General features: G+C 60.0%; 22 protein-coding genes. 15 read left to right on the top strand and 7 right to left on the bottom strand.

Going from position 1 to position 24589, the window contains the following annotated elements; translation table 11 throughout:
- Nucleotides 1-12: 12 nt before the first annotated feature.
- The 7 genes from ACE3O2_RS02860 to oppF all read left to right on the top strand — a co-directional run bounded on the left by ACE3O2_RS02860 (nt 13) and on the right by oppF (nt 7070).
- Nucleotides 13-363: a YggL family protein gene (locus ACE3O2_RS02860; protein ID WP_374334745.1), complete on the top strand. Its 351-nt coding sequence runs from the start codon at nt 13-15 to the stop codon at nt 361-363.
- The gene (gene tsaA, locus ACE3O2_RS02855; protein ID WP_374334744.1) at nt 363-1076 is read left to right on the top strand and encodes a tRNA (N6-threonylcarbamoyladenosine(37)-N6)-methyltransferase TrmO; all 714 of its coding nucleotides are present in this window, start codon (nt 363-365) and stop codon (nt 1074-1076) included. Before ACE3O2_RS02860 ends, tsaA begins: the two co-directional genes overlap by 1 nt.
- A gap of 292 nt (nt 1077-1368) precedes the next feature.
- On the top strand, nt 1369-2982 hold the full coding sequence (locus ACE3O2_RS02850; RefSeq protein ID WP_168876356.1) for a peptide ABC transporter substrate-binding protein: 1614 nt from the start codon (nt 1369-1371) through the stop codon (nt 2980-2982).
- A 208-nt stretch (nt 2983-3190) separates the two neighbouring features.
- The gene (gene oppB / locus ACE3O2_RS02845; RefSeq protein WP_168876355.1) at nt 3191-4111 is read left to right on the top strand and encodes an oligopeptide ABC transporter permease OppB; all 921 of its coding nucleotides are present in this window, start codon (nt 3191-3193) and stop codon (nt 4109-4111) included.
- A gap of 8 nt (nt 4112-4119) precedes the next feature.
- Nucleotides 4120-5058 carry an ABC transporter permease gene (locus tag ACE3O2_RS02840; protein ID WP_168876354.1) on the top strand — a complete coding sequence of 313 codons (939 nt, stop codon included), beginning with the start codon at nt 4120-4122 and terminating at the stop codon, nt 5056-5058.
- Nucleotides 5059-5068: 10 nt separating this feature from the next.
- Entirely contained in the window at nt 5069-6073 is a 1005-nt protein-coding gene (locus ACE3O2_RS02835) for an oligopeptide/dipeptide ABC transporter ATP-binding protein (protein WP_205881918.1), read from the top strand.
- A complete protein-coding gene (gene oppF / locus ACE3O2_RS02830) occupies nt 6066-7070 on the top strand; it encodes a murein tripeptide/oligopeptide ABC transporter ATP binding protein OppF (protein WP_168876352.1) in 1005 nt (334 codons plus the stop codon). The genes ACE3O2_RS02835 and oppF overlap by 8 nt, the downstream gene beginning before the upstream one ends.
- Before the next feature lie 183 nt (nt 7071-7253).
- Here the strand turns inward: oppF and ACE3O2_RS02825 are convergent, their stop codons facing one another.
- The 3 genes from ACE3O2_RS02825 to ACE3O2_RS02815 form a co-directional block, all read right to left on the bottom strand.
- Nucleotides 7254-8411, bottom strand: coding sequence for an ROK family protein (locus tag ACE3O2_RS02825; RefSeq protein ID WP_168876351.1), 1158 nt, complete (start codon nt 8409-8411; stop codon nt 7254-7256).
- 70 nt (nt 8412-8481) lie between these two features.
- Nucleotides 8482-9093 (bottom strand): response regulator transcription factor, encoded by a 612-nt coding sequence (locus ACE3O2_RS02820; RefSeq protein ID WP_374334743.1) that lies wholly within the window; start codon nt 9091-9093, stop codon nt 8482-8484.
- Nucleotides 9077-11368 (bottom strand): ATP-binding protein, encoded by a 2292-nt coding sequence (locus ACE3O2_RS02815; RefSeq protein ID WP_374334742.1) that lies wholly within the window; start codon nt 11366-11368, stop codon nt 9077-9079. The genes ACE3O2_RS02820 and ACE3O2_RS02815 overlap by 17 nt, the downstream gene beginning before the upstream one ends.
- A 180-nt stretch (nt 11369-11548) precedes the next feature.
- Between ACE3O2_RS02815 and ACE3O2_RS02810 the strand changes: the two genes are divergently transcribed.
- The 4 genes from ACE3O2_RS02810 (at nt 11549) to ACE3O2_RS02795 (ending at nt 15641) form a co-directional block, all read left to right on the top strand.
- Nucleotides 11549-12556, top strand: a complete 1008-nt coding sequence (locus tag ACE3O2_RS02810; RefSeq protein WP_374334741.1) for a TRAP transporter substrate-binding protein — start codon at nt 11549-11551, stop codon at nt 12554-12556.
- Nucleotides 12557-12671: 115 nt separating this feature from the next.
- A complete protein-coding gene (locus tag ACE3O2_RS02805; protein WP_374334740.1) occupies nt 12672-13295 on the top strand; it encodes a TRAP transporter small permease in 624 nt (207 codons plus the stop codon).
- Nucleotides 13292-14572: a TRAP transporter large permease gene (locus ACE3O2_RS02800; RefSeq protein WP_168876347.1), complete on the top strand. Its 1281-nt coding sequence runs from the start codon at nt 13292-13294 to the stop codon at nt 14570-14572. The genes ACE3O2_RS02805 and ACE3O2_RS02800 overlap by 4 nt, the downstream gene beginning before the upstream one ends.
- A 79-nt stretch (nt 14573-14651) precedes the next feature.
- Entirely contained in the window at nt 14652-15641 is a 990-nt protein-coding gene (locus ACE3O2_RS02795) for a TIGR01777 family oxidoreductase (RefSeq protein ID WP_374334739.1), read from the top strand.
- A 6-nt stretch (nt 15642-15647) separates the two neighbouring features.
- Here the strand turns inward: ACE3O2_RS02795 and ACE3O2_RS02790 are convergent, their stop codons facing one another.
- The 4 genes from ACE3O2_RS02790 to ACE3O2_RS02775 form a co-directional block, all read right to left on the bottom strand.
- The gene (locus ACE3O2_RS02790; RefSeq protein WP_374334738.1) at nt 15648-16268 is read right to left on the bottom strand and encodes a tetratricopeptide repeat protein; all 621 of its coding nucleotides are present in this window, start codon (nt 16266-16268) and stop codon (nt 15648-15650) included.
- A gap of 58 nt (nt 16269-16326) precedes the next feature.
- Nucleotides 16327-17832, bottom strand: coding sequence for a SpoVR family protein (locus ACE3O2_RS02785; protein WP_374334737.1), 1506 nt, complete (start codon nt 17830-17832; stop codon nt 16327-16329).
- 12 nt (nt 17833-17844) lie between these two features.
- A complete protein-coding gene (locus tag ACE3O2_RS02780; RefSeq protein ID WP_168876343.1) occupies nt 17845-19131 on the bottom strand; it encodes a YeaH/YhbH family protein in 1287 nt (428 codons plus the stop codon).
- A 72-nt stretch (nt 19132-19203) separates the two neighbouring features.
- The gene (locus tag ACE3O2_RS02775) at nt 19204-21126 is read right to left on the bottom strand and encodes a PrkA family serine protein kinase (RefSeq protein ID WP_168876342.1); all 1923 of its coding nucleotides are present in this window, start codon (nt 21124-21126) and stop codon (nt 19204-19206) included.
- Between the two features lie 261 nt (nt 21127-21387).
- On the opposite strand from ACE3O2_RS02775, the gene ACE3O2_RS02770 reads away from it, so the two are divergent.
- The 4 genes from ACE3O2_RS02770 to ACE3O2_RS02755 all read left to right on the top strand — a co-directional run bounded on the left by ACE3O2_RS02770 (nt 21388) and on the right by ACE3O2_RS02755 (nt 24566).
- Nucleotides 21388-23751, top strand: coding sequence for a heavy metal translocating P-type ATPase (locus tag ACE3O2_RS02770; protein WP_374334736.1), 2364 nt, complete (start codon nt 21388-21390; stop codon nt 23749-23751).
- Between the two features lie 24 nt (nt 23752-23775).
- Nucleotides 23776-23982: a heavy-metal-associated domain-containing protein gene (locus ACE3O2_RS02765; RefSeq protein ID WP_168876340.1), complete on the top strand. Its 207-nt coding sequence runs from the start codon at nt 23776-23778 to the stop codon at nt 23980-23982.
- Entirely contained in the window at nt 23969-24283 is a 315-nt protein-coding gene (locus ACE3O2_RS02760; protein WP_374334735.1) for a metal-sensitive transcriptional regulator, read from the top strand. The genes ACE3O2_RS02765 and ACE3O2_RS02760 overlap by 14 nt, the downstream gene beginning before the upstream one ends.
- Nucleotides 24284-24386: 103 nt before the next feature.
- Nucleotides 24387-24566 carry a hypothetical protein gene (locus tag ACE3O2_RS02755; RefSeq protein WP_168876338.1) on the top strand — a complete coding sequence of 60 codons (180 nt, stop codon included), beginning with the start codon at nt 24387-24389 and terminating at the stop codon, nt 24564-24566.
- The last annotated feature ends 23 nt before the right edge of the window (nt 24567-24589 follow it).

Raw genomic sequence — 24589 nt, 5'->3', positions numbered from 1 at the left:
GAGTGTAATTGAATGTCTCGTCTTTCCCGTTATAAACCCCGTCAATTGAAGAAGCTGCGCCTGGGACAATGGCAGGAGCTGGGCTTCGGTGTCAGCATCCGCCTGCAAGCCGGGCTGGATAGCGATGCGCGCATGTACCTGCTGGATGACTTTCTGACTGATGCCATTGAAGGACAAAACCTGATCTTTGGTGGTGGCTTCCACGAGCCGACCGCTGAAGTGCTGGAAGGCTATGTGATGCTGGACGCGCGTCGTGGCTCGGTCACGGAAGCGCAACGCGCCGCTGTGCAGCAATGGCTGCAGGCACGCAAGGACGTGGCCGAAGTGGAAGTAGAAGCGCTAACGGACGCTTGGTACGCCTGATGCAAAGCCCCGCCGCCCTCGCCATGCAGCCGGTGGCGGTGGTGCGCTCACCGTTTCGCGAGAAGTTTGGTATCCCTCGCCAGTCCGGTCTGACGGTGGGCATCAGCAGTGAAGTGGTGTTGCTGCCCCCCTATGATATCGCGCAGACCGTGCAGGGGCTGGAGGGCTTTTCGCATCTGTGGCTGTTGTTCGCCTTCCATGCCAATCTGGATCGCGGCTGGAAGCCGACTGTACGGCCTCCGCGGCTGGGGGGGAACCGGCGAGTTGGCGTGTTTGCCAGCCGCAGCACCCATCGGCCCAATCCGATTGGCTTGTCGGTGGTCGCCCTGCACCAGGTTCGCCTGGAGGTGGGCGTGGTGTTGCAGGTCAGTGGCGCAGACCTGCTGGATGGCACGCCGATACTGGATATCAAGCCCTATATTCCCTTTGCGGATGCCATACCGGATGCCCGCGGTGGCTATGTGGATGCGCCGCCCGAACAGTCGCCCATCACCTACAGTGAGGCTGCGCAAGCGCAGCTGCTTGAGCACCGGCAGCGCTGGCCGGAACTGCCGAACGTGATTGCCGCCGCGCTGGGCTATGATCCCCGCCCGGCTTACCATCAAGCGGAAGGACGCCGCTACGGTGTCGCGCTCTATGATCTGGACGTCGCGTGGGAGCAACACGGGCAGCAAAAAGTGGTTGTCAGCATCACTCGGCTTGTTGGAGAATGAACGGGCACTCCTCTGCGCCGGCCTGTCATACGCCGGTCAAAATTCTCTGCTAAGGCGCACCCAGCCTAGATCTACGTAATTTTCCCGATATGCTTCCGTAATCGCACGGATTGCAAGGTAAAAAAAATTGACGGCCACCGCTTGCCGGTCTCCAGACGCGGGGGCATAATGCCGCCGTTTTGTGCATAAATTGCGCAGGCCAGGCCCGACTGGTTTCGGGCAGCGTAATTCTCAATCACGTGACGCTGTCCACCGCCCAGATGGTGGCAGTCAAGCAAGGAGACCGAGAGCGATGAAAAACATGTCGATCAAGATGATGGCGGGTGCAGTGGCACTGTGCTTCGCTGCTGGCAGCGTGTGGGCAGCCAAGGTGCCGGCCGGTACCCAACTGCACGCCAAGCAGGAACTGGTACGTAACAACGGCTCCGAGCCGGAAACCCTGGACCCGGCTGTGGCCGAGTCGGTGGGTGCCAACAACCTGACCCGTGACCTGTTTGAAGGCCTGACCGCGACCGACAGCGTTGGTAAAGTGGTGCCGGGCGTGGCTGAGAGCTGGAAGCAAGTGGATCCGACCACCTGGGTGTTCAAGCTGCGCAAGAACGCCAAGTGGTCCAACGGTGACAACGTGGTTGCCGGTGACTTCGTTTACGGCATGCAGCGTTTCGTTGATCCGAAGACCGCCTCCCCCTATGCATCGACCTACGGCATTTTCATCGCCAACGGCCAGGAAATCGTTGATGGCAAGAAGGCTCCGTCCGAGCTGGGCGTGAAGGCCATTGATCAGTACACCCTGGAAATCAAGACTCCGTACCCGGTGGGCTTCATGCCGGACCTGATGTCCAACCTGAACCTGGGCCCGATCCACAAGGCGACCGTTGAGAAGTTCGGCAAGGAATGGACCAAGCCGGGCAATATGGTCAGCAACGGTGCTTTCGTGCTGAAAGACTGGCAAGTCAACAACAAGGTTGTGCTGGAAAAGAACCCGCAGTACTGGGACAAGGCCAACGTTCAGCTGACCAAGGTGACCTACCTGCCGATCGAAGACGGCAATGCTGACGTGAAGCTGTATCAGTCGGGTGAAAACGACTGGGTGTACCAGCTGCCGCCGGGCACTTTCGACAAGTTCAAGACCGAACTGCCGAAGGAAATCAAGAACGGCACCATGCTGGGCCTGCGTTACTATTCTTACAACAACACCGACCCGCTGCTGAAGGATGTGCGCGTGCGCAAGGCACTGTCGATGGTGATCGACCGTGACATCCTGGGGCAAAAGATTACCGCTGATGGCCAAGCTCCGGCTTACAGCGTGATCGTGAAGGGTGTGGCCGGTGCCGATGCCGGTGTGTACGACTGGTCGACCTGGCCGATGGACAAGCGCGTAGCTGAAGCCAAGAAGCTGATGGCCGCAGCCGGCGTGCAACCGGGCACCAAGATCAAGTTCAGCTACAACAACAGCGAATACCACAAGAAGATGGCCGTGTTCGTGGCCTCCGAGTGGCGCACCAAGCTGGGCGTTGAAATGGACATGGAAGCCATGGAATTCAAGGCGCTGCTGAAAAAGCGCCATGACGGTGAATTCCAGATTGCCCGTAACGGCTGGGTGGCTGACTACAACGACGCGACCACCTTCCTGACCCTGGTGCAGTGTGGTTCTGACCAGAACGACAACAAGAACTGCAACAAGAAGGCCGACGAGCTGATCCTGAAGGGCAACCAGTCGCTGAACCCGGCTGAGCGCAAGAAGCTGTTCACCCAAGCCGCTGCGATGATCATGCAGGATTACCCGATGATCCCGCTGCTGCAGTACACCCTGCCGCGTCTGGTGAAGCCGTATGTTGGCGGCTACTCCACCATGAACCCGATGGACCGTTTCCGCAGCAAAGACCTGTACATCATCAAGCACTAAGCGGTTGATGTAAGGGTCGGGTACAGTGCAAAGCTGTACCGCCGGACGCCACGCACGGCGCAAGCCGTGCGTGCCGGTTGCTGTAACGCAAGCCTGTATGACGCTTGACCATACCGGGCAGCATGATTGCTGCCCGGTATGTTGTCACACCTGTTCCCCGTGAGCAGACCATGCGTTGACCGCTTGCGCGTTTTGGAGAGTCCTGAAAATGTGGTCTTATACCCTTCGCCGTATCCTGTCGGCGATTCCCACCTTGTGGGTTGCGGTGACGGTCTGCTATGTGCTGGTCCGCATCACCCCCGGTGGTCCTTTTGATGGTGAGCGCAAGCTGTCCGCAGCAGTGCTGGCCAATCTGCAGGCCAAATACCATCTGGATTGGCCTTGGTACAAACAATACTTCAGTTATCTGAACAATTTGCTGCATGGCGATTTGGGGGCATCCTTCCGCTTTGCAGACTGGTCGGTCAATGACCTGGTGGCCAATGCCTTGCCGGTGTCGTTGACCATTGGTGGCATTTCCATTCTGCTTGCGCTGTTGCTGGGTGTTTCGGCCGGTATTGTGGCGGCACTGCGTCAGAATAGCTGGGTGGATTACCTGCTGATGTTCAAGATCAGCGTGGGTAGTACGGTCCCTTCTTTTGTGATTGGCCCGATACTGATCCTGTTTTTTGCCATCTGGTGGACGATGCTGCCGGCCGGTGGCTGGAACGATTTCGGCGCAAAATACATGGTGCTGCCGATTGCGCTGCTGACCATTATCAATATGGCCACTACCGGGCGAGTCATGCGGGGTAGCCTGATTGAAGTGCTCAACAGTAACTTCATCCGGACTGCCCGTGCCAAAGGCCTCTCAACCCGAACCATCGTGTTGCGGCATGCGCTGAAGCCCGCACTGATCCCGGTGGCTTCTGCGATTGGGCCGATGGCGATTTCGTCGATCACCGCTGCGGTGGTGACTGAGCACGTGTTCTCCCTGCCGGGCCTCGGCAAGCTGATTACAACGGCTGCATCCAACCGTGACTACACCCTGATTCTGGGTTTGGTCGTGCTGGTGACGGTGCTGGCGGTGCTGGTCAACCTGCTGGTGGACTTGCTGTACGCGTGGCTTGACCCGCGCATCCGTTATTGAGGTGCATCATGGTTAAACAAGAACAACGGAATGCGCTGGTGGAAATGGCTCAGAGCAGCATGACCAGCAGTGTAAAGGGGCGCAGCCCGTGGCGGGATGCTTATATCCGTTTCTGGCGCAACAAGGCTGCGGTGCTGAGTGTGTTTGTGCTGGCGGTGATTGTGCTGGCCTGTATGGTGGTGCCCAGCCTGTCTCCGCACAAACTGATTGATTCGGACTGGGGTGCAATGAGTACGCCACCGACCCTGCAGAACTGGCATTACTTTGGCGTGGACGACGAAGGCCGCGACTTGCTGGTGATGTCCATGCACGGTGGCCGGGTGTCCATCCTCATCGGCTTGCTGGCGACCCTCACCTCGGTTGTGGTAGGGGTGATCTGGGGGTCAGTGGCCGGCTTTGTCGGCGGCCGGGTGGATTCGGTGATGATGCGTATTGTCGATATGATGTACGCCATCCCTTATTTGCTGATTGCCATCCTGTTTGTGACCCTGTTCGGGGTTCGCTTCAGCGAGATCTTTGGCAACCAGTTTGGTCTGGTGGTGATTGCCATTACGGTATTCTCCTGGATGGACATGGCGCGTGTGGTCCGTGGTCAGACCCTGTCGATCAAGTCCAAGGAGTTTATCGAGGCGGCGCGCGCCATTGGGGTGCCGACCTGGAAGATCGTGATGCGTCACATTGTGCCGAACCTGCTCGGTGTGGTGGTGATCTATACCTCGATCACCATTCCGGGTGTGATCCTGACCGAATCGGTGCTGTCGGTGCTGGGGCTGGGGGTACAGTTCCCGGACAGTAGCTGGGGTTCAATGATCGGTAACGGCATCCAGAAGCTGGAGCTGGCTCCTTACATCCTGCTGGTACCGGCCACCTTGCTGACGATCACGCTGTACTGCTTCAACTACATCGGTGACGGTCTGCGCGATGCGCTGGACCCGAAAGACCGCTGAGGAAACCATCATGAGTCTGTTACAGGTGAAAAACCTCGGCGTGCAGTTCAAGACCAACGACGGTTTGGTCTATGCCGTGAACGGGGTCAATTTTGAACTGGACCGGGGGCAGACCCTCGGTATCGTCGGTGAATCCGGTTCCGGCAAGAGCCAGACGGTGCTGGCGACCATGGGCCTCTTGGCCAAGAATGGTCGTACCACCGGTCAGGCCCTGTACGAAGGGCAGGACCTGCTGGCCATGTCGCCCAAGCAGTTGAACCGGATCCGTGGCGATCGCATTTCGATGATCTTCCAGGACCCGATGACGGCGTTGAATCCGTACCTGACGGTCGAGCGGCAGATGACCGAGGTGCTGGAGTTGCACAAGGGCATGAGCCGCAAGGACGCCCGCAAGCGTTCGGTCGAATTGCTGGATGCCGTCAAGATTCCGGAAGCCGCACGCCGGGTCACCATGTATCCGCACGAGTTTTCCGGCGGCATGCGCCAGCGGGTGATGATTGCCATGGCGCTGCTGTGTGAGCCGGAATTGCTGATTGCCGACGAGCCGACTACGGCGCTGGACGTGACGGTGCAGGCGCAGATCCTCACCCTGCTGAAAGAGCTGCAGCGCGACTTTGGCACGGCCATCATCATGATTACCCATGATCTGGGCGTGGTGGCGGGTCTGTGTGATGACGTGATGGTGATGTATGGTGGCCGGGTGATGGAACACGGCAATGCCCAGCAGATTTTCTACCATCCAACCCACCCCTATACCGTGGGTCTGCTGGGCGCCTTGCCGCGCCTGGACCACGAAGGGGATGAACTGGTGTCCATTCCGGGCAATCCGCCCAATATGGCCAACTTGCCCAAGGGCTGCCCGTTCAGTGAGCGCTGTACGCTGGCCAGCGAGCAGTGTGCTTCCGTGTTGCCGGCGCTGCAGCCGTCTGTGCGGGACGCTACTCAGCTGCGAGCCTGTCATCGCCCGGAAACTGAAATCAAGGTGATGCAGCAGAAGGAGGTGGTTCATGGCTGAACGCAAACCGGGCGAGAAGCCCATTCTGTCGGTGCGCGACATCCGTGTCCGCTTCACGGTCAAGAGCGACAAGCAGTGGCCGTGGTCACCCAAGCGCAAGCTGCAGGCCGTCAGCGGCGTGTCGTTTGACCTGTACGCCGGGGAAACCCTCGGTGTGGTGGGCGAATCCGGCTGCGGCAAGTCCACTCTGGCACGTGCGGTACTGAATCTGCACGAAGGTGCCGAGACTTCAGGCAGTATCGTATGGATGGGCAAGGAGATGCATGGTGCGGCTGCGCGGGACTGGCTGCCGGTACGCCGTGAGATCCAGATGATTTTCCAGGACCCGCTGGCCTCACTGAATCCGCGCATGACCATTGCGCAGATTATCGGTGAGCCGCTGCGCACCCATATGCCAGAACTGTCGTCCGATGAGGTGATGGTTCGGGTCAAGGAGATGATGAAGCGGGTCGGCCTGACCGAGCAGCAGATCAACCGCTATCCGCATGAGTTCTCCGGTGGTCAGTGCCAGCGTATCGGCATTGCCCGTGCGCTGATCCTCAAGCCCAAGGTGGTGATCTGTGACGAGCCGGTGTCCGCGCTGGATGTGTCGATCCAGGCGCAGATCATCAACCTGCTGCGTGAACTGCAGCGGGAAATGGGCCTGGCACTGATCTTCATCGCGCATGATCTGGCGGTGGTGAAGCACATCAGCGATCGCATCCTGGTGATGTACCTGGGCAAGGAGATGGAGCTGGCGGAGAAGCACGCGCTGTACGATACGCCAACCCATCCATACACCCGCGCCTTGCTGTCGGCGATCCCGATTCCGGACCCGGAAGTGGAGCGCAAGAAGGTGATTCAGCTGCTGAGTGGCGACCTGCCTTCGCCCATCAACCCGCCGTCTGGCTGCGTGTTCCGTACCCGCTGCCCGCAGGCCAAGGAACGTTGCAGCAAGGATGTGCCCGAGCTGCGGCAGGTGGCCAGCGAAACCAAGGCGGCATGCCTGTTTGCCTGACAGGACTGCTGTGCTGACCCAAACACCCCGCCTGGCGGGGTGTTTTTGTTTGGGCCGGGCAGGTGGAATCGGGCTGGAATAGGCAAAAAAATCGCCGGTCATGCAGAGCATGCCGGCGTGCGGTAAATCACCGCTACCTTGGAGCTGGTACGTCTGCACACGCAGACTGAATTCATTGCGGTGTCAGCTGGCTTGTGCCGAAACCCCGCCACGTTCAAAAAAGGACTGGATGGCCAGACTGGCGGCACCCATGGCCCAAATGTCCGAATCTTCCTCCTGATACAGCAGCTGCAAGCCGGTGTCGGCAAACAGCACGCTGTTCTCAGCGTAACTGTGTTCCAGTGCGGAACGCAGATAGTGGTTCAGGTACGCCACCGGTGCTGTCACAATCACTGCCTGCAGATCCAGCAAGTGGGTCAGCATCGAGAGCGCATGCCCCACATATCGTCCTGCCTCGCTGAACAGGATCTGGGCCTCGCGCTGACCGGTTTCGGCCGCGTGCACCAGCTCATCCAGCGTTTCCCCCAAGCCCAGCCGGTGCGACTGCTGCAACAGCGCCGGGATGGAAGCCAAAGCCTCCAGGCAGCCGCGCTTGCCGCAGGTGCAGAGTGCACCGCCTGGTACAATGCTGACATGGCCAATTTCACCCGTCGCACCGCGCGATCCCCGGTACAGCTGATTCCCGGTGTAAATCCCGGCACCAATCCCGCCCACCAGGGTGACCACCGCGTAGTTATCGAAACCACGCGCCAGCCCAAACCACTTCTCACCCACCGCCAAGGCGTTGGCGTCGTTTTCCATGAACACCGGCAGGTCCAGCGCATCCTCCAGCCGGGCGCCAAACTGCACGCCTTGCCAGCCGTGCACCGTGGACTTCAGGCAGGTCCCCGTGGCATTGTCGATCCAGCCGGGCAGGGCCAGCCCTACACCCACCACCTCCTTGTTGCGGAAGCGGCGCTGATTGCGCAGGCTACCCAGCAGGCTGGCGCAACTGGAGATGATCTGCTCTGGCTGGTTACTGGTCAGCTGCACCGTATCCCGCGCCAGTACATTGCCTTCCAGGTCCGTCAACACCGCGTGCAGGCCACTCCACGACAGGGCCATCCCGACCGCCAGCGCATAGCCGGGGTTGATCCGCAGTAGCACCTGAGGACGCCCCAGGCTATCCTGATGCGTACCATGCTCCTGCAGCAAACCCCGCTCCAGCAACAATTTGGTGCTGGTCGACACCACCGACGCCGACAGGCCGGTCAGGCGTGTCAAGGTCGCGCGGCTCACCGGGTTGGTTTCCCGTATGGCTTGCAAGACGGTTGTCAGGGCGGTTCTAGGTTCAGTGGACATATATTTTATTCTGAGAACGAAATATATGGTGCCAGCTTAGGTTCTCGCCCTGCAAAAGTCAATGATACCTCTACGGTTTCAGCATGGCTGCCAGTTCGACTGCAGAACGTACACCCATTTTCTCCAGCACGCGCGCGCGGTGAACTTCAACCGTTTTCATGCTGATGCCCAGCTGGTCTGCGATGACCTTGTTCAGGCGACCCAGCAGAATCAATTGCATCACCTCGCGCTCGCGTTGCGTCAGGCTTGCCAGACGCCGCTCATGTTCCCGCTCATTATGCCATGTCATGCGCAGCTGTCCATCTTTTTGCAGGCAGAGCTGGGCACGCTGGATCAAATCGTTGTCATCAAAGGGTTTTTCGATGAAATCCTCTGCCCCCAGCTTCAGGGCCTGCACCGCCAAAGGCACATCGCCGTGGCCGGTGAGAAACAGGGTGGGCGGGCAATAGGCGGTGGCTTTCAGTTTCTCGAACAGCTCAATGCCGCTGAGTTGCGGCATGCGTACATCCAGCAACAGGCAACCGTAGCGGTGCGGGTCGTAGCTGCACAGAAAGGCCGCCGGGTCGGCAAAGGTTTCGATGCTCAGCTGGCGCGAGGCAAACAGCCAGCTCAGTGCATCGCGGATGGCATCATCATCGTCCACCAGGGCGATCAACTGGGGTAGCTCAGGCAGTTTCGACATGGTCCACCTCCCTTGGTGGCAATGGCAGGGTAAAGCTGAATCGGCAGCCTCCGCCGGGATTGTCTTCAACCCACAGGCGCCCCTGATGATACTCCACAATGCTGCGGCAGATGTTGAGCCCCATGCCCATGCCTTGCGCTTTGGTGGTGTAGAAGGCCGTGAACAGCTGCTGCTTCTCCGCTTCGCTGAGGCCAGGCCCACGGTCTGCAACCGTGATGCAGACATGATGGTCCAGCTGCTTGCTGATCAGGGTCAGCTTGCGTTGATAAGCCGGGCGGTTGGCCATGGCTTCAATGGCATTTTTGACCAGGTTGAACAGCACTTGCTCCAGCATCACACGATCAGCCTGAATATCGGGCAGTGAAACCAGCCGGTAGCGTACCTGGGTGCCAGTATGGCGCAGCTCCGCACTGAGTAGGGAGAGCACGTTGTCGATCATGTCATTGAGCTGACAGGCGCCCAGTTTGGGCTCGCGGCGCTGCACGAATTCCCTGATGCCACGGATGATGCCGCCTGCACGTCTGGCCTGCTCGCTGATCTTGCCCAAGGCGAGGCGAAGCGCCTCCGGACTGGTGGTGCCTTGCTCCAGCAAGTTCTGGCAACCCGTGCTGTAGCTGGAGATGGCCGCCAGTGGCTGGTTCAGCTCATGCGCCAGGCTGGAAGCCATCTCGCCCATGCTGATCAGGCGTGCGGTGTGCTGCAGCTGCTGCGCCTGCTGCTGCTCACGCTCTTGCATGCTGCGCAGCACCGTCAGGTCTGTGGCGATGGACAGCCAGGCCGGGCGACCATCTACCCACAGTAGCAAGCGGCGCTGGATATGGTACCAGCGCTGGCCGATGGCATCCCAGGCTTCGCCGTCGTCGTGCTGATAGGGCAGGGGCAGCAAGGGAATGATACAGTAAGCACTGTCGGAGGCCAGCCTGAGCCAGGTACGTACCCGCTGATTGCTGAACAGCACCTCGTGGCTATCCGGATCGACCACCGTGACCATGGCATCCAGCCCGTCCAGTACCGTCATGAAGCGCTCATGTGAAGCTTTCAGCGCCTCCCGCTCCCGCTTCAGCTCGGTGATGTCGTACAGGGAGCTCATCCAGCCACTCTGCTTGCCCTGACTGTCAATCAGCGGCGAGGCATAGATCCGGACATCAAACCGCTCACCGTCCTGCCGCATGAAGCGGGCGGTATAGCCATTGGGGGGGCACTGCCCGGCGAGGATGGACTGGTAGATGGCGGCACAATCATCCCGTGCCTCAGGCGCCCAGTAGGGCATGGGGGTCTGTTGGTCAAGCAACTGCTCGCTGCTGAGCCCTACCATCTCGCAGAACGCACGATTGACGTAGATCAGCTTGCCATGCATGTCCATGGCGCGCATGCCGCTGACCAGCGAGTCTTCCATCGCCCGCCGCAAGGACATCTCTTGCCGCAGGGCGCGCTCGGCCTCCAGCCGTTGCCGAATGTGGCGCCGCAAGGCCCACATCGACCACAGCATGACGCCAGCCAGCCCGATCAGCACCCATAGCAGGGCACGCTGCAGAATGGGGGAGGCCTGCTGGTAGCTGGTGGCGCGCATGCGCAGGCCACCACCGGGCGGGTCAAAGGCCAGCTCGTGGCTGAGGTCACTGCCGGGGATGCGCTGGTCGAATTTGGCGGCCAAGCCCTTGCCGTCCAGATCCACAATGCTGATCTGGTATTTGTTGGCAATCCACCACGGCACTTGTTGCTCCAGCAGGCCTTTCAGCGAGTGCACACTGGCCAGCGCACCGGCATAGCGCTTGCCATCACTGATTGGCGCGTAGAGAACAAAAACGTATTCCCGGGTGGGGCTGAATATGGCGGTGCTGTAGGCCGGACGACCGGTAAGGTGGGCTTGGCGCAGCGCCTGCCGTGCTTCCGGGGTGCTTAAAATGCTGTCGAGCGCGGCATTGGCAAGTGGTGGATACACCCATAAAGAGCGGTCCAGACTGTCTTGCCGCACCATGCCCATGATTTCCGGGTTTTCTGACAGCAGAAACAAGCTGCGTGCAGACAACTGGTCCTCATCCAGCCCCTCGCTTTGGGTGGCATGCGCCAGTTCGATCAGCTGGTTGCGCTGGCTTTCCAGATGCAGCCGCAACGTCTGCTCCTGCCACAGCGCATCCACGATCAAGGCGTCGCGCCGCTCGCCCAGTTCATTGTGCTGCAGTAGATAAACAAAGCCCCCTGCTGCCAGCAGGAACAGCAGCAGTACCAGATTGGGCATGGCCCAGAGCCAGCGGGTGTGGAAACGGAATGCCATGCCCTAGCGTACCGCGTTCAGCTGCGGCTGGCGATGGTTTGGCCGGTTGATGCGGGAATTCCCTGATCATGGCTTTCCCCAATGGTGGACGAGGGCAACAAGCGGGATACTGCCCGCACAACATAAAGGGCCTGATGAATAACAGGCCTGTTCCCATCTGCACTGCATGGAGATACGAAGATGAAACTGCAATGGAAAACCCTGGCTTTGGCGGCGGCGCTGACTTTACCGGGGCTGGCAGCACAGGCTGATCCGATTGTGATCAAGTTCAGCCACGTGGTGGCGGCCGATACCCCGAAAGGCAAGGCGGCAGAATACTTCAAGAAACTGGCTGAAGAGCGCCTGAAAGGCCGGGTGAAGATTGAGATTTATCCGAATAGTCAGCTGTTCAAGGACAAAGAAGAGCTGGAGGCCTTGCAACTCGGCTCTGTGCAGATGCTGGCGCCCAGTCTGGCCAAATTTGGCCCGCTGGGGGTGAAGGAGTTCGAGGTATTTGACCTGCCTTTCCTGTTTGACAACTACCAGGAATTGCACAAGGTGACTTACGGTGCGATTGGTCAGGGCATGCTGCAGAAACTGGAAAGCAAGGGCATCACTGGACTGGCTTTCTGGGACAACGGCTTCAAGCAAATGAGTGCCAACAAGCCGCTGCATGGCGTGGCGGATTACAAGGGACTGAAGATGCGCATCCAGGCCTCCAAGGTGCTGGATGCGCAAATGCGCGCGCTGGGTAGCAATCCGCAGGTGATGGCCTTCTCCGAGGTGTATCAGGCATTGCAGACCGGGGTGGTGGATGGCACGGAAAACCCGATGTCCAACTTCTACACCCAAAAGATGCACGAAGTGCAAAAGCACGTCACCCTCACCAACCATGGCTATCTGGGCTATGCGGTGATCGTGAACAAGAAGTTCTGGGACGGTCTGCCGGAAGATGTCCGCACCGCGTTGAACCAGTCCATGTTCAACGCCACCCAGTACGCCAACACCATCGCCCAGAAGGAAAACGAAGAGGCGCTGGCCAAGGTGAAAGCCTCTGGCAAGACCGTGGTGTACGAGCCGACGGTGGCCGAGCGTAATGAAATGAAAAAGGCTCTGGTCAAGGTGCACGACCAGATGGACGACCGGGTTGGCCTCGAGCTGGTGAAGAAAATCTACAAGGAAACCGGTTTCGATCCCGCGAAACTGTAAATCCTGAACGGGCCGTCCGACAGGGCGGCCCCCTTTCCCTGTCTGATGATGCACCAACCGGCTTTGGCCGGGGGGATGCCCTTCGTTTGCGCCTGAAACAGGCTGGAGGCTATCCATGAAACCCCTTTTTAAACTGTTGTCCAGGCTGCTGAACCGGCTGGAGGAAACGCTGATTGCGTTCCTGATGGCGGGTGCCACACTGGTGATCTTCATGGCGGTAGTGCAGCGCTACCTGTCCGGGATCACGGCCTTTGGCATTCAGGACTTCATGATTCAGCTCAATGTCAGCTGGGCACAGGAGCTGTGCATCTACATGTTCGTGTGGATGGCCAAGTTCGGTGCGGCTTACGGCGTGCGCACCGGCATCCACGTCGGCGTTGATGTGCTGATCAATCGTTTGTCCGACCGTTATCGCTACGGCTTCATCCTGTTTGGGCTGGCCTGCGGTGCCTTGTTTACCGGCACCATTGGCTGGATGGGCTATGGTCTGGTGCGCGAAGTGCATGAGTATGGTTCCACCACCGAAGTGCTGGAGTGGCCGCAATGGATTGTCTATCTCGCCATCCCGCTGGGGTCGGCACTGATGTGCTTCCGTTTTCTGCAGGTGCTGCTGTCCTTCGCCCGCACCGGTGCCTTGCCCAAGCATGACCATAGCCACGTGGATGGCATGGAAGATGTGCTGGACGACGCCAATCTGGTCCCGCAAGACCTGAATCAACGCAAAGGACCGCAAGCATGAGTGCGCTGATCATTCTGACCCTGCTGATCGTGCTGATGCTGACCGGCATGCCGATCTCCATCTCCCTTGGCCTCACGGTACTGACCTTCTTCTTCACCTTTACCGATGCGCCGGTGACCGTGGTGGCGCAAAAGCTGTTTACCGGGATCGAGAAGTTCGAAATCATGGCGATCCCCTTCTTTATTCTGGCCGGTAATTTCCTCACCCATGGAGGGGTGGCCAAGCGCATGATCGACTTTGCCTCCAGCATGGTCGGGCACTGGCACGGCGGGCTGGGCTTGGCCGGGGTCATGGCCTGCGCGCTGTTTGCAGCGGTGTCCGGCTCCAGCCCGGCGACAGTAGTGGCGATTGGCAGCATCATCCTGCCGGCGATGGTCAAGCAAGGCTTCCCCAGCCGCTTTGGTGCCGGGGTGATCACCACCAGCGGTGCGCTCGGCATCCTGATCCCGCCTTCCATCGTGATGGTGATGTACTCGGTGGCGACCAATACCTCGGTCGGCCAGCTGTTTATGGCAGGCGTGGTGCCGGGGCTGTTGCTGGCCTTTCTGCTGGGCTTGACCACCTGGTACTTGGCCTGGAAAAACAACTACCCGCGTTTGCCCAAAGCCAGCTGGGCCGCACGTGGCCGGGCTTTTTACAAAAGCATCTGGGGCTTGATGCTGATTGTGGTGGTGCTGGGCGGCATTTACAGCGGCAAGTTCACCCCCACCGAAGCGGCGGCCATGAGTGCGGTGTACGCCTTTGTGATTGCAGTGTTCGTGTACCGTGACATGCCGTTGCGCCGGGTGTTCAAGGTGCTGCTGGATTCGGCCAGCATGAGTGCCATGTTGCTGTACATCATCACCAATGCGGCCCTGTTCTCTTACCTGATGACCTCGGAAAACATCCCGCAGAACATGGCCAACTGGCTGATCGGTCAAGGTTTGGGCCCGATTGCCTTCCTGCTGTTCGTTAATGTGCTGTTGCTGCTGGCCGGGAACCTGATGGAGCCGTCTTCCATCGTGCTGATCTTTGCCCCCATCCTGTTCCCGGTGGCGATGAAACTGGGCATCGACCCGGTGCACTTCGGCATCCTGATCGTGGTGAACATGGAGGTGGGCATGTGCCACCCGCCGGTAGGGCTCAACCTCTATGTGGCGTCTGGCATTACCCGGATGGGGATTTCCGAACTGACGGTAGCGGTATTGCCTTGGCTGTTGACCATGATTGGCTTCCTGCTGTTGGTGACTTATGTACCGCAGGTGTCGCTGTTCCTGCCGCACTGGCTGGGCATGTAGTCGCACCCGTCTGGTCGGTTGTACACACTGCCCCCTTGATGTCATCATGGGGGCAGTGTGTTTCTGAGCCGGGGGCAGGGTGGATCAACAGGCAGGCAGTGGGCGGTTCGATGCGCTGGAGCTGCGTCGGCAACAATTCTTCACCCAGTCATGCCATTGGTTGTTGACCGGTGGGTCGGGTTTTCTCGGCCAAGCACTGGTGCACCGCCTGCTGGATGCCGAGCAACAGGTCAGTGTCTGGAGTCGTAACCCTGCTGGGACCGAGCGGCTGTTCGGGGGGCGGGTATCCGTATTTCGCACCCTGGACGATCTGCCGGATACGGTGCCCTTGCATGGCATCATCAATCTGGCCGGTGCGCCTATTGCCGGAGGCCGCTGGAGCCCGGCCCGGCAACAACTGCTGCGTGACAGCCGGATAGCGCTGACCGATACCCTGCTGGCCTGGCTGTCCCGCCGGACGCAGCGTCCCGAAGTCCTGCTGTCCGGTTCCGCCATCGGTTTCTACGGTGTGCATGGCGATGAGGAACTGGATGAGCAGCAGCCGGGGCAGGATATCTTCATGTCTACCCTGTGCCAGGACTGGGAGCGTAGTGCCGAGAAAGCTACCCGTTTGGGCGTCCGTCTGGCGCTGCTGCGGACCGGGCTGGTGCTGGGCAATGCAGGGGGGGCCTTGCCAGCCATGCTGAAACCATTCCGCTTCGGCATCGGCGGGCGCACGGGCAGCGGCCGGCAGTGGCTGTCGTGGATCCATCTGGAAGACTGGCTGGGCATCGTCGAGACGCTGCTGGCCACGCCCGAGGCCAGCGGGCCTTACAATCTGACCGCGCCGGAGCCGGTGATCAATGCCGAGTTCGCCCGCACCGCCGGACAAGTCCTGGGACGGCCTGCCTGGCTACCGCTGCCGGCTTGGCCGCTGAAGCTGGCATTGGGCGAGATGGCCGATTTGCTGCTCACCGGGCAGCGGGTGCTGCCACGACGCATGCAAAGCATGGGATACCGTTTCCGGTATCCGGCGCTGCGGGCGGCGCTGGAGCATTTGTTGCGGGACCAGGAGCCGCCGCAGCCCTGATGGAGGTCAGCGGGTCAGTTTGAGGCGTTCGCTCAGTTCTCGTACCTTGCTGACGGCGGCAATGTCGCCCTGATTGGCGGCTTCCTGATACCAGTTCAGCGCTTCCTGCAGGTCAGCCTCCACCCCATAACCTTTCTCGTACAGGCTGCCCAGCACATACTGGGCGGCAATGTCACCGCGTCGTGCGGCTTCCCGATACCAGTGGGCCGCCTGCACATCATCACGTGGCAAGGCCGCGCCACTGAAGTAGCGGTTGGCCAGCTCCATTTGGGCGTCCACCTGATTCTGCTCGGCCGCCTTGCGATACCAGTCGATGGCCTGCGGCAGGTCTTTCTTCATGCCCAGCCCACGCTCCAGCATCCAGCCCAGCCGATACTGGGCTTCGGCAAAACCCTGTTCTGCAGCCTTGCGTATCCATTGGCCGCCGGTTTTCGGGTTGGCTCGGGTTCCATCGCCATTCACCAGCATGGCGCCGTAGTTGTACTGGGAGGTGGGATTGCCGGCCTTGGCCTCTTGCAGATAGCGCTGCAAGGCCAGCCTGGACTGGCCATGGTTGAAGGCATCATTGCCGGAGCCCGCCCAGCTCAGGTAAGGCAGGCAGAACAGCAACAGGAAGAATCGGCGCATGGTGTACTCCAGTCAGGGCTTGCTGGCTTGGTCGGCGGCCTGCGCGCGTTCTGTCGGTTCAGGTTCGCTTTTCGTGCAGGCAATCCCAAGTCTGGGTCACGGTGCCGTCGTTGTCCACACTCTCCAGATGCACATTGAACCCCCACAGGCGCGCCACGTGTTTCAGCACCTCGGTGGTATTGCCGTTCAGCGGGCGGCGCTGGTGCTGGAAGTGGCGCAGGGTCAGACTGCGGTCACCACGCACATTGACATTCCACACCTGGATGTTGGGTTCGCGCTGCGACAGGTTGTAGTGCTCGGATAACGTTTGCCGGATATGGCGATACCCCTGGTCATCATGGATGGCGCTCACTTCCAGCTTGTCGCGACTATCGTCATCCAGCACGCAAAACAGCCGTAGCTCCCGCATCAGGCGCGGCGACAGGTACTGCGAGATAAAACTCTCATCCTTGAAGTTGCGCATGGCAAAGTCCAGTGTTTCCAGCCACGGGCTGCCCGCCAGATCGGGGAACCACTCACGGTCTTCGTCATCCGGGTTTTCGCAGATGCGCCGCAGGTCGCGGTACATGGCAAAGCCCAGTGCATAGGGGTTGATCCCGCTGTACCAGCGGCTGCTCACCGGGGGCTGGTACACCACATTGGTGTGGGATTGCAGGAATTCCATGATGAAGGCGTCAGTCACCAGACCCTCATCAAACAGGGTGTTGAGGATGGTGTAGTGCCAGAAAGTCGCCCAGCCCTCGTTCATCACCTGCGTTTGCCGCTGCGGATAGAAATACTGCGCTACCTTGCGCACAATGCGCACCACTTCACGCTGCCAGGGTTCCAGCAGCGGGGCGTGTTTTTCGATGAAATAGAGCAGGTTTTCCTGTGGTTCATCCGGAAAGCGGCGTGGCTCGGCATCCTGTTCCTGCACCGACTGGCGGGGCAGGGTACGCCACAACTCGTTCACCTGCGATTGCAGGTAATCCTCACGGTCACGCCTGCGAGCAGCCTCCTGCGCCAGTGACAAACGCTGTGGCCGCTTGTAGCGGTCCACCCCGTAGTTCATCAAGGCATGGCAGGAGTCCAGCAAGTCTTCCACGGTGTCGATGCCATGGCGCTGCTCGCAATCGGCAATGTAGTTCCGCGCATACACCAGATAGTCAATGATGGAAGAAGCATCCGTCCAGGTGCGGAACAGGTAATTGCCCTTGAAGAAGGAGTTGTGCCCGTAGGCGGCATGGGCGATCACCAGTGCCTGCATCGGCATGGTGTTCTCTTCCATCAGGTAGGAGATGCAGGGGTTGGAGTTGATGACGATCTCGTACGCCAGCCCCATCTGGCCACGACGATAAGATTTCTCGGTCGACAGGAAGTGTTTGCCATAGGACCAGTGGTGGTACAGCACCGGCATGCCCACAGATGCATAGGCATCCATCATCTGCTCAGAGGTGATGATTTCCAGCTGGTTCGGGTAGGTATCCAGTTTATATCCAGCGGCCACGCGGGCAATTTCTCCGTGGTAGCGCTCGATCAGCTCAAACGTCCATTCGGACGGGGCGGGCAGGGGCTGGCGTGACATGGCGATGCTCCGTCAGGCTGCTGCGGTGGGAGACTGTTTCTTGAACAATTCGCGGAACACCGGGTAGATGTCCGCCGGGGTGCGGATCTTCTGCATGGCAAAGTAGCGATGGAACTCCTTCACATGGACATATTCATGCCACAGGTTCTGCTCTGGGCCGTCGGTGATCTCGATATAGGCGAAGTACTGCACCAGCGGCATGATCTTGTCTGACAGCAAGGACTTGCACAGAGGGGAGTCATTGTCCCAGTTATCGCCGTCGGACGCCTGTGCACCGTAGATGTTCCACTCGGTGGGCGAGTAGCGGGCTTCAATCACTTCCAGCATCAGCTTCAGGGCGCTGGACACCACCGTGCCACCACTTTCGCGGGAGTGGAAAAAACCTTCCTCATCCACTTCGGTTGCCTGGGTGTGGTGACGGATGAAGACCACCTCGATCTTCTCGTAGGCGCGGTTGAGGAAGAGATAGAGCAGGATGAAGAAACGTTTGGCAATATCCTTGCGTGACTCATCCATGGAGCCGGAGACATCCATCAGGCAAAACATCACTGCCTGATTGGTCGGGCGGGGTTGCTTCACCCGATTGGTGTACTTGAGGTCAAACGGGTCAATGAAGGGGATGCCGAGGATGCGCCCCTTCAGCACATGAATCTTGTCCCGCAACATGGTGATCTCGCGGCGATCCTTTTCGTCATTGTCCTCTTCCAGCAGGCCCGCCAGATAATCTTCCATGCCCTTCAGACGGGTCTGTAACGGTTTGGAGAGTGCAATGCGGCGGCCGAGCGCGCCTTTCAGCGAGCGCACCACATGAATGTTGTTTGGCGTGCCCTCAGCCGTATAGCCGGCGCGTACGGTTTTCATTTCCTGCGACGCGCTGAGGTAGGTTTTCACCAGATTGGGCAGTTCGAGGTCTTCAAAGAAATACTGCAGAAATTCCTCGCGGGAGAGCTGGAACACGAAATCATCTTCGCCTTCGCCCTCATTGCTGGCCTGGCCGCTGCCACTGCCGCTTCCCCCGCCGCCGCGCGGCCGATTGATCTTGTCACCCCGGCTGTACTCCTCATTGCCGGGATGCACTCCTTCCCATACGCCACCTTGGCCGTGGCCGAACACCGGCTCGCTGATGTCGCGCGAGGGGATGGAGACTTGCTCGCCGCCTTCCATATCGGTAATGCTGCGGCCCTTGACCGCCTTGGTCACGGCCTGTTTGACCTGATTGCGGTAGCGGCGCAGGAAGCGCTCCCGGTTGATGGCACTCTTGTGCTTGCCATTGAGACGCCGGTCAATCAGCTGGTACATGTGCTTCTCCCGCATGTACCCGGCCACGTCGGGCGTGGCCGGGCGGGGCCGACATCGCGTCGGCGCCGGACCTCAGGACGACTTGCGTACCCGCAGGTACCACTCGCACAGCAGCCGGACCTGCTTCGGGGTGTAGCCCTTGTCCACCATGCGATTGACGAAGTTCTCATGTTTTCGCTGGTCTTCGGCACTGGCCTTGGCGTTGAAGGAAATCACTGGCAGCAGTTCTTCGGTGTTGGAGAACATCTTCTTCTCGATCACCATGCGCAGCTTTTCGTAGCTGGTCCACAGCGGGTTGTTGCCCGCATTGCTGGCACGCGCCCGCAGCACGAAGTTGACGATCTCGTTGCGGAAGTCCTTGGGGTTGCTGATGCCGGCGGGTTTTTCGATCTTCTCCAGTTCATTGTTGAGCGAGGCACGGTCAAAGCTCTCGCCGGTATCCGGATCACGGTATTCCTGGTCCTGAATCCAGTAATCGGCAAAGGTCACATAGCGGTCAAAGATGTTCTGGCCGTATTCGGAGTAGCTCTCCAGATACGCGGTCTGGATCTCTTTGCCGATGAACTCGACATAGCGTGAGGCCAGATATTCCTTCACATAGGCCAGATACTTCTGCTCCAGCTCCGGCTGGAACTGCTCACGCTCGATCTGCTGTTCCAGCACATAGAGCAGGTGCACCGGATTGGCGGCCACTTCGGTATTGTCGAAGTTGAACACCTTGGACAGCACCTTGAACGCCCAGCGGGTCGAGATACCGGTCATGCCTTCGTCCACGCCCGCGTAATCGCGGTATTCCTGAATCGACTTGGCCTTGGGGTCGGTGTCTTTCAGGTTGTCGCCATCGTAGACCTGCATCTTGCTGTATACGCTGGAGTTTTCCGGCTCTTTCAGTCGGGTCAGCACCGAGAACTGGGCCATCATTTTCAGCGTACCAGGCGCGCAGGGGGCTTCGCACAACGATGAGGTGCGCACCAGCTTTTCGTAAATCTTCACTTCGTCTGCCACCCGCAGGCAGTACGGCACCTTGACAATGTAGATGCGGTCGAGGAAGGCTTCGTTGTTCTTGTTGTTCTTGAACATCTTCCACTCGGATTCATTCGAGTGCGCCAGTACGATGCCGTCAAAGGGGATGGCACCGAAGCCTTCCGTGCCCTTGAAGTTGCCCTCCTGGGTGGCGGTCAGCAAGGGGTGCAGCACCTTGATCGGTGCCTTGAACATTTCCACGAACTCCAGCAGCCCCTGGTTGGCCAGACACAGACCACCGGAGTAGCTGTAGGCATCGGGGTCATCCTGCGCATACAGCTCCAGCTGGCGGATGTCCACCTTGCCGACCAGGGCGCTGATGTCCTGATTGTTTTCATCACCCGGCTCGGTTTTGCTCACTGCGATCTGCCGCAGCACGGAGGGGTAGCGCTTGACCACGCGGAACTGACGGATGTCGCCGCCATACTCCTCCAGCCGTTTTACCGCCCACGGCGAGAGCACCTTGTTCAGATAGCGGCGCGGAATACCGTAGTCGTCCTCTAGAATCTTGCCGTCTTCCGTGGCGCTGAACAGGCCGAGAGGCGATTCGTTGACCGGGGAATCCTTGATGGCATAGAAGGGCACCACTTCCATCAGCTGCTTCAGCTTTTCGGCAATTGAGCTCTTGCCACCGCCCACCGGGCCCAGCAGATAGAGGATCTGCTTGCGCTCTTCCAGCCCCTGCGCGGCGTGACGGAAGAAGGCCACCACTTGCTCGATCACCTCTTCTGCGCCGTAGAATTCAGCGAAAGCCGGGTAGATCTTGATGGTCTTGTTGGTGAACAGGCGCGACAGCCGCGGGTCATTGCGAGTGTCAAGCAGCTCCGGCTCGCCAATGGCTTTCAGCATCCGCTCGGATGCGGTGGCATAGGCCATGGGGTCGGTCTTGCAGAGTTGCAGGTATTCTTCCAGCGAGTATTCTTCCTCGCGGGTACGGTCATAACGGCTGGCAAAGTTGCTGAAGATGTCCATGCGCCAATCTCCTTGTGCGGTATGCGGGCAGCCCTAAAGACTTAGGCGTCATTCTGTTGGCAGAATTCCCGGAGCCATCCTCTTTTCTTTCCTTGGGCGCCGTGGTTCCGTTGTGCTCACTTTGGGTATAGCACACCCCCCGAAGCGCAACATGAAAATTACCGTATAAATATATACCCCATTGGGGTATTTGAAATAAGCTGCGCTAACGGTGTATGATGTGGACACCTTTCAGCTGGAAGCCTGCATGCAGGCAAGTCCATGAGCCACTACAGCATTGATGTCCCCATCAGCGGCATGACCTGCGCCGCGTGTGCCAGCCGTATTGAGCGGGTGCTGTCCCGTATTCCCGGCGTCGAGGCCGAGGTCAGCTTCGCCAATGAAACGGCCCGTTTGCAGTTTGACGATCAGCAGCACACGCTGGCGTCGCTGTATGAAAAAATTACCCATACCGGGTATGGGATTAGACCTAATGTACAGGTCTGGTCGGTGCCGGGGCTGGCCTCCGCCGGGCAAACTGGCCCGCTGCAGCAACAGCTGCAGCGCCTGCCGCTGCAGCATTGGCAACTGAATCTGGCCGATGAAACGGTGCAACTCAGCTTTTTGCCGGGGCTGTTGCAGGAGGCCACCCTGGTCGCAGCACTGGGCAAGGCGGGTTTTGTCGCGTCACTCGTCGAGGGGCAGACCGAGGCTCCAGCGCCGGGCTTTTGGCAGCAGCATGGCCGTCTGTTGCTGGCCATACTGCTGACCCTCCCTTTCTTGCCCGGCATGGTCAGCATGTTGCTGGGCAGTATGTACGGCATGCTGCCACCGGTGTGGCAATGGCTGCTGGCCACGCCGCTGCAATGCTGGCTGGGGGCGCCTTTCTATCGCTCAGCCTGGCGGGCGGTGCGGGCCGGTGCGGCCAATATGGACGTGCTGGTGGCGCTGGGTACCAGCGCGGCGTACGGTTACTCGCTCTGGCTGTGGCTGGGTGAAGGATCGCCCCATCTGTATTTTGAGGCCAGCAGTGCCATCTTGACGCTGGTCATGCTGGGCAAGGCACTGGAAAGCCGGGCGCGGCGGCAAACCCAGGCGGCGCTGATGGCACTGGCACAGTTGCGCCCTCAGCAGGCCTTGCGCTGGTCAGACGAAGCGCAGGACTGGCTGTCCGTACCCACCCGTCAGTTGCAAGCCGGGGACCGGTTTCTGCTTCGGGTTGGCGATGCGGTACCGGTGGATGGCCAAGTGAGAGAGGGCGAGGGCATACTGGACGAGGCCATGCTGACCGGCGAGAGTCTGCCGGTGGGCAAGCAGGTAGGGGCCACGGTGTTTGCCGGGACGGTTCTGCAGGCCGGGCGTCTGGTCTGTGAGGCGAGCGCAGTGGGTGAGGCGACCCAATTGGGGCAGATCATCCGTCTGGTGCAGGAAGCGCAGTCGTCGCGAGCGCCGATCCAGCGCTTTGCTGATCAGGTCGCGGCCTGGTTTGTGCCAGCCGTGTTGGGTTTGGCAATACTGACCTTGCTGGGCTGGTGGGGCTATGGTGGCAGCTTGTCGCAAGCCATCCCCCCGGCGATTGCGGTGCTGGTGATTGCCTGCCCCTGTGCGCTGGGCCTGGCGACCCCGACGGTGATCATGGTCGGGGTCGGTCAAGGCGCGCGACACGGCATCCTGTTCCGCCATGCCGCCGGGCTGGAGCGGCTGGCACGCACCCGCCAGCTGGCGCTGGACAAGACCGGTACGCTGACCGAGGGCCATCCGGTGCTGCATGGCAGGGTCAGCTGGCAACCCGGACTCAGTGCCGAGACAATTTTGCACTGGAGTGCCTGCCTGGAGCGTGAGGCCAACCACCCGCTGGCAGCCGCCATCTGCCGGGCAGCTGGAGCGGTAGAAAGTTTGCCGCTCCGTGCGTTCCAGCAAGTGGTCGGGGAAGGGGTCCGTGCCGAGCTTGAAGTCGAGGGGCAATGGCGGGCCTTGCAACTCCTGGCGGCAGCCCATGTGACCCTGTCCGCAGCGGCAGCACAGCAAGTGGCGGGCTGGCAGGAGGAGGGGGCCACGGTGGTGGTACTGGCCGAGGGGAAAACCGCACTGGGTGCGCTGGCGCTGGCCGATCCATTACGACCAGGCGGACGCGAAGCCTTGCAATGGCTACGGGCTGAGGGCATCACCCCGCATATGTTGACCGGCGACCAGCCGCGTACGGCGGAAGCGGTGGCGCGCCAGCTTGGGCTGGAGGCGGTGCATGCGGGTTTGTCGCCCCAGGGCAAGGCCGAGCGTATTCAACAGTTGAAAGCCTTGGGGCCGGTCGCCATGGTGGGCGATGGCATCAATGATGCGCCCGCGCTGACGGTGGCGGATGTGGGGCTGGCGGTGGCTTCGGGGTCGGACGTGGCGCGCGCCCAGGCTGATGTTACCCTGCTGCATGGGCGCTTGACCGATGTGGTCGCAGCGATTGACCTTTCACGGGCGACCGGGCGCAAAATCCGACAGAACCTGTTTTTTGCCCTGTGCTACAACGCACTGGGCATCCCGCTGGCCATGCTGGGCCAGCTCAATCCGGTCATCGCCGGGGCGGCCATGGCACTCAGTTCGGTGTCTGTGGTCAGTAATGCCTTGCTGCTCAAGCGCTGGCGCCCGCCGCTGTGACCGCTTATCGAAAAGGTGTGTGTGATGGAAACCCTGATTCTGGAACTGGATGGCATGAGCTGCGGCGGCTGCGTGGCCAGCGTGCAAAAGATACTGAGCAGCCAGGCGGGCGTGCAGTCGGCCACGGTTAGCCTCAGTCCGCAGCAGGCCGAAATACAGTTTGACCCGGCCCAGACCGGGCGACCCCAGCTGGTCAAGGCGATTGAGGAAGCCGGTTATGACGTCCGCTGACGACCACGCTCACTGCGCGCCGGACGACCGCCAGACAGTGCAGCCGCACAAGGACGCGCTGCTGCGCCGCTTGCGCCGGGTGGAAGGGCAGGTGCGTGGTGTGGCTGGCATGGTGGAGGGCGACCGCTATTGCATCGACATCCTCACCCAGATCAGCGCCATCCGCTCGGCGCTCGACGCGGTGGCGCTACAACTGCTGGAAGACCACACCCGTGGCTGTGTGCGCCATGCCTTGCAGAGCGGGGACGGCGAGCGGGCCATTGAGGAATTGCTGCATGTGGTGGGGCGCTTTAGTCGCTGAGTCGTCATGACAATTGACTGGCTGCTCAGCTGACAAACGGTGCTTGGCAGGGTGGGGGCATGGGCGTATAAATGATCCCAAGTCACTGCCGTGGAGGACACATTTGACCGAACAGCATGCAGTTGATGAAGGTATCCAGGCAGCCATTCTGGAAGATCGCCGCCACAGTGAACGTCGGCAAATCCCGCAGGCTGAGGATCGTGACTGGCAGCTTGCCAACCTGCTACTCAATGGCAATGAGCGTCGGCAGTCACGTGGGCGTCGGGTGAGCGATCTGCACTGATTTCACACCAAGACCGGATCTTC

Source organism: Leeia sp., from assembly GCF_041909055.1.
GTDB lineage: Bacteria > Pseudomonadota > Gammaproteobacteria > Burkholderiales > Leeiaceae > Leeia > Leeia aquatica.
Note: the sequence above shows the minus strand (reverse complement) of the source record. Positions and strands in the feature narration are given on the sequence as shown.

What these genes read in the sequence shown, in the direction of transcription:
- ACE3O2_RS02860 (WP_374334745.1), top strand. Translation starts at nt 13, where the DNA reads ATGTCTCGTCTTTCCCGTTATAAACCCCGTCAATTGAAGAAGCTGCGC.
- tsaA (WP_374334744.1), top strand. Translation starts at nt 363, where the DNA reads ATGCAAAGCCCCGCCGCCCTCGCCATGCAGCCGGTGGCGGTGGTGCGC.
- ACE3O2_RS02850 (WP_168876356.1), top strand. Translation starts at nt 1,369, where the DNA reads ATGAAAAACATGTCGATCAAGATGATGGCGGGTGCAGTGGCACTGTGC.
- oppB (WP_168876355.1), top strand. Translation starts at nt 3,191, where the DNA reads ATGTGGTCTTATACCCTTCGCCGTATCCTGTCGGCGATTCCCACCTTG.
- ACE3O2_RS02840 (WP_168876354.1), top strand. Translation starts at nt 4,120, where the DNA reads ATGGTTAAACAAGAACAACGGAATGCGCTGGTGGAAATGGCTCAGAGC.
- ACE3O2_RS02835 (WP_205881918.1), top strand. Translation starts at nt 5,069, where the DNA reads ATGAGTCTGTTACAGGTGAAAAACCTCGGCGTGCAGTTCAAGACCAAC.
- oppF (WP_168876352.1), top strand. Translation starts at nt 6,066, where the DNA reads ATGGCTGAACGCAAACCGGGCGAGAAGCCCATTCTGTCGGTGCGCGAC.
- ACE3O2_RS02825 (WP_168876351.1), bottom strand. Translation starts at nt 8,411, where the DNA reads ATGTCCACTGAACCTAGAACCGCCCTGACAACCGTCTTGCAAGCCATA.
- ACE3O2_RS02820 (WP_374334743.1), bottom strand. Translation starts at nt 9,093, where the DNA reads ATGTCGAAACTGCCTGAGCTACCCCAGTTGATCGCCCTGGTGGACGAT.
- ACE3O2_RS02815 (WP_374334742.1), bottom strand. Translation starts at nt 11,368, where the DNA reads ATGGCATTCCGTTTCCACACCCGCTGGCTCTGGGCCATGCCCAATCTG.
- ACE3O2_RS02810 (WP_374334741.1), top strand. Translation starts at nt 11,549, where the DNA reads ATGAAACTGCAATGGAAAACCCTGGCTTTGGCGGCGGCGCTGACTTTA.
- ACE3O2_RS02805 (WP_374334740.1), top strand. Translation starts at nt 12,672, where the DNA reads ATGAAACCCCTTTTTAAACTGTTGTCCAGGCTGCTGAACCGGCTGGAG.
- ACE3O2_RS02800 (WP_168876347.1), top strand. Translation starts at nt 13,292, where the DNA reads ATGAGTGCGCTGATCATTCTGACCCTGCTGATCGTGCTGATGCTGACC.
- ACE3O2_RS02790 (WP_374334738.1), bottom strand. Translation starts at nt 16,268, where the DNA reads ATGCGCCGATTCTTCCTGTTGCTGTTCTGCCTGCCTTACCTGAGCTGG.
- ACE3O2_RS02785 (WP_374334737.1), bottom strand. Translation starts at nt 17,832, where the DNA reads ATGTCACGCCAGCCCCTGCCCGCCCCGTCCGAATGGACGTTTGAGCTG.
- ACE3O2_RS02780 (WP_168876343.1), bottom strand. Translation starts at nt 19,131, where the DNA reads ATGTACCAGCTGATTGACCGGCGTCTCAATGGCAAGCACAAGAGTGCC.
- ACE3O2_RS02775 (WP_168876342.1), bottom strand. Translation starts at nt 21,126, where the DNA reads ATGGACATCTTCAGCAACTTTGCCAGCCGTTATGACCGTACCCGCGAG.
- ACE3O2_RS02770 (WP_374334736.1), top strand. Translation starts at nt 21,388, where the DNA reads ATGAGCCACTACAGCATTGATGTCCCCATCAGCGGCATGACCTGCGCC.
- ACE3O2_RS02765 (WP_168876340.1), top strand. Translation starts at nt 23,776, where the DNA reads ATGGAAACCCTGATTCTGGAACTGGATGGCATGAGCTGCGGCGGCTGC.
- ACE3O2_RS02760 (WP_374334735.1), top strand. Translation starts at nt 23,969, where the DNA reads ATGACGTCCGCTGACGACCACGCTCACTGCGCGCCGGACGACCGCCAG.